The following is a 3250-nucleotide window of genomic DNA, read 5'->3' on the forward strand; positions in this document are numbered from 1 at the left end:
CGGGTCCCACCGCATCGCGAATCTCGATATTGGCGCCGTCGAGCGTGCCGATCGTCAGCGCGCCGTTCAGCGCGAGCTTCATGTTGCCGGTGCCGGAGGCTTCCATGCCGGCGGTTGAGATCTGCTCGGACAGATCGGCGGCTGGAATGATCACCTCGGCGAGGCTGACATTGTAGTCGGCGAGGAAGGCGACCTTCAGTCTGCCGCCGAGCGAGGCGTCATTGTTGACGATCTCGGCGACGTCGTTGATCAGCTTGATGATCAGCTTGGCGTAGCGGTAGCTCGCCGCCGCCTTGCCCGCGAAGATCTTTACCCGCGGCACCCAGTTCGCCCCTGGATTGTCCTTCATCGCGTGGTAGAGCGCGATGGTCTCCAGGATGTTGAGCAGCTGCCGCTTGTATTCGTGGATGCGCTTGATCTGCACGTCGAACAGCGCCGATGGGTCGAGCTTGATGTGGTTGCGTTCGTTGACCAGCCGGGCCAGCGCCAGCTTGTTGTGATGCTTGACGTCGCGGAAGCGCTTCTGGAATTCGAGGTCGCTCGAATGGGCCTCGAGCCGCTCGAGCAGCGAGAAGTCGTCGAGCACGGCCTCGCCGCAGGTTTCGCGCAGCAGCGCGGTCAGCCGCGGGTTGGCCAGCATCAGCCAGCGGCGGAAGGTGATGCCGTTGGTCTTGTTGGTGATGCGCGACGGATAGAGATGATGCAGGTCGTGGAACACGGTCTCCTTCATCAGGTCGGAATGCATCGCGGAGACGCCGTTGATGCGGTGCGAGCCGACGAAGGCGAGCTGGCCCATCCGCACGCGGCGGCCGCTGCGCTCGTCGATCAGCGAGACCGAGGCGCGGTATTCGATGTCGCCGGGGAAGCGCTCCTCGGCAAGCGCGAGATGGGCCACGTTGATGCGGTAGATGATCTCGAGATGCCGCGGCAGCAGCCGTTCGAACAATTCGACCGGCCAGGTCTCGAGCGCCTCGGGCAGCAGCGTATGGTTGGTGTAGGACAGGGTCGCGACCGTGATCTTCCAGGCCTCGTCCCAGCGGAAGTTGTGCAGGTCGACCAGGATGCGCATCAGTTCGGTGACCGCAAGGCTCGGATGGGTATCGTTGAGCTGCACGGCCGCCTTCTGCGCAAGGTTGCGCAGGCCGCCGTCGGAGGCGAGATGCCGCTTCACGAGATCCTGCAGCGAGGCCGAGACGAAGAAATATTCCTGGCGCAGCCGGAGCTCGCGGCCCGCCGCGCTCTCGTCGTTCGGATAGAGGAATTTGCAGATCGCTTCCGCGCGCGCCTGTTCGGCGCTGGCCGAGACGTAGTCGCCGGTATTGAAGACGTCGAGCTGGAGCGGATCGGGTGCATGCGCCGACCACAGGCGAAGCGCGTTGACGTGCTGGCCGCGCCAGCCGACGATCGGCGTGTCGTAGGCCATGGCCTCGACGGTTTCCGCCGGATGCCAGGTGGCGCGGTCGCGGCCGCGCTCGTCGACATGCTCGACGTGGCCGCCGAAGTGAACGTTGTAGACCACCTCCGGCCGCTGGAATTCCCAGGGATTGCCGAAGGCGAGCCATTCATCGGGATATTCCTGCTGCCAGCCATGGTTCATGATCTGGCGGAACAGGCCGAAATCGTAGCGGATGCCGTAGCCGGTCGCGGGGATCGCCAGCGTCGCCATGCTCTCCATGAAGCAGGCCGCAAGCCGGCCGAGGCCGCCATTGCCGAGCGCCGCATCCGGCTCGCATTTGCGCAGGTCCGAGAGATCGACGCCGAGGTCGCCGAGTGCCGCCTCGAACAGCGGCAGCAGTCCCATATTGTTGAGCGCGTCGGTGAACAGGCGGCCGATCAGGAACTCGAGCGAGAGATAATAGACGCGCTTGGCGCCGGCGTCGTAGGTCTGCTTCTCGGCCGTCAGCCAGTGGTGCACGATGCGGTCGCGCAGCGCCAGCGCCGCGGCCTTGTACCAGTCCCGTCTGGTCGCAACGGTGGCGTCCTTGCCGATTGCAAGCCGGAGCTTGGCGAGGATCGCGCTCTTGATCTCGGTCAGCGCCAGCTCGTCGATCGGCTGGTTCAATGCCGGGTAGTTTGTCTGTTCCTGCAACGCGCCCAATCCCTGCCGTTCGAACCGGAACACGACGCGATGACCCGCGTCATGTCCTCATCTCATTGGTCGAGCATGGTTCCCGCGGAAATCCCGGTTCCGCGGCCTTCCGATCACGCTCCAGCGCAATGATACCCGCCTTGCATGGCAATCGAAACCGTCAGGGACGGTGCCATACACAGCGCTGCCGTGATTTTATGCAAGGACCGGGCCGCTTCGGGAACCTTCCGGACCAGCGGTCATGGGTGCTACGATGGCGCTGCAGAAGCCGGGATTTCGCAATCGACCGGAGGATGCGTGATGAGACTCTTGATCGAGATCGCGGCCGCGGCGTTGCTCGTGGTGTGCATCACGGCGACCAGCGCAGCCGATGCAGCGGGCAAACCGGGCCGCAGCGCCGACGGCCTGAGTTGCGGCTTCAGCGTGGCGCAGAATGCATCGCCCGCCGCGCGCTGTACCGCCATCAAGCGGCAATGCGGCGGCAGGTTCTACGCAAATGCCTGCGGCGACAAACTGCTCTCGGCAGCGAATTGAGCGGCCACGCAACGCGCTTTCACGCTCAATCCGAAACACCGTGGTGATACGGATTTTCAAGCCTTAACGGAGCCTTTACAAACACAGCTGTCGCTCGTGGGGCGGGCACGTTTTTCAGCTCCGACGCATTTCATTCCGAAGCCATTTTCAACGGGCCGCTGACCTGGTCAGCGGCCCGAATTGCTTTGCGGGCAGCATATGCGTCACCGAGCGATGATGCTCGCTCGCCACATCGTCGTCCTGGCGAAAGCCAGGACCCATTACCCCAATCGTCAGATGAGGCCCGACAGGTCGTTCCAGTCCGGATTTTCTGCTTCGATCAGCTTGATCTTCCAATCGCGCTTCCAGAATTTCAGCTGCTTCTCGCGGGCGATCGCTTCCTGCGGCGTGGCGAATTCCTCGACATGGACGAGGCGGAAGACCTGGTATTTGTAGACAAACTTGGAGCCTCGGCCTGACCGATGTAGCTCAAGCCGGGTGCGAATGTCGTTAGTGACGCCAATGTAGAGCGTTCCGTGATGGCGGCTCGCCAGAATGTAGACATAGTAGCTGCCGGCTGTGCTCATTCGTAGCCAGGGCTCGCGATACGTTGGTCTATTGGGGTAATGGGTCCCCTGAGTTCGCAAA

The 3250-nt window shown here is 63.1% G+C and carries 3 protein-coding genes; 1 reads left to right on the forward strand and 2 read right to left on the reverse strand.

The features are described 5' to 3' along the window. Positions 1-2098 (reverse strand): glycogen/starch/alpha-glucan phosphorylase (locus AKL29_RS14575; RefSeq protein ID WP_430648875.1); only part of this gene is annotated, 2098 nt, incomplete at its 3' end. A 291-nt stretch (positions 2099-2389) separates the two neighbouring features. Between AKL29_RS14575 and AKL29_RS46460 the strand changes: the two genes are divergently transcribed. After that, positions 2390-2623, forward strand: a complete 234-nt coding sequence (locus tag AKL29_RS46460) for a hypothetical protein (RefSeq protein ID WP_028335862.1) — start codon at positions 2390-2392, stop codon at positions 2621-2623. A gap of 272 nt (positions 2624-2895) precedes the next feature. Here the strand turns inward: AKL29_RS46460 and AKL29_RS14585 are convergent, their stop codons facing one another. After that, the gene (locus AKL29_RS14585) at positions 2896-3189 is read right to left on the reverse strand and encodes a GIY-YIG nuclease family protein (protein WP_028333812.1); all 294 of its coding nucleotides are present in this window, start codon (positions 3187-3189) and stop codon (positions 2896-2898) included. Between the last annotated feature and the right edge of the window lie 61 nt (positions 3190-3250).

This window comes from Bradyrhizobium pachyrhizi (assembly GCF_001189245.1).
Lineage (GTDB): Bacteria > Pseudomonadota > Alphaproteobacteria > Rhizobiales > Xanthobacteraceae > Bradyrhizobium > Bradyrhizobium pachyrhizi.

Bases quoted from the DNA above. Each gene is read 5' to 3' on its own strand.
- AKL29_RS46460 (WP_028335862.1), top strand. From the start codon at position 2,390: ATGAGACTCTTGATCGAGATCGCGGCCGCGGCGTTGCTCGTGGTGTGC.
- AKL29_RS14585 (WP_028333812.1), bottom strand. From the start codon at position 3,189: ATGAGCACAGCCGGCAGCTACTATGTCTACATTCTGGCGAGCCGCCAT.